The sequence below is a fragment of the Jeotgalibacillus marinus genome (assembly GCF_040801915.1).
GTDB classification, from domain to species: Bacteria; Bacillota; Bacilli; order Bacillales; family Jeotgalibacillaceae; genus Jeotgalibacillus; species Jeotgalibacillus marinus.
Map to the genome: position 1 here is coordinate 1 of NZ_JBFMIA010000394.1, position 209 is coordinate 209.

At 68.4% G+C, this 209-nt stretch carries 1 protein-coding gene; it reads right to left on the minus strand.

From position 1 onward, the window contains the following. On the minus strand, positions 1-209 hold a 209-nt coding region (locus AB1471_RS18280), incomplete at both ends, for an SMP-30/gluconolactonase/LRE family protein (RefSeq protein WP_367781129.1).

Below are 209 nucleotides of genomic sequence, written 5' to 3' on the forward strand. Positions count from 1 at the left end.
TCGCCCCTCGCCGATCGGCCATTGGTGGAACACGCGCCGGTTCGTCAGCCTGCGACCGACCACGTCGTACATCCGCAGCGCATGGCTCGGCGTATTGGCATGCGCAAACCGCCCGCCGTCCGCCGAGAACGCCGCCCCGTTGCAGGTCAGCATTTCGCCTTCGATCCAGGTCACCCGCCCGTCCGGATCGAGCCGGTAGAGCGCCGCTT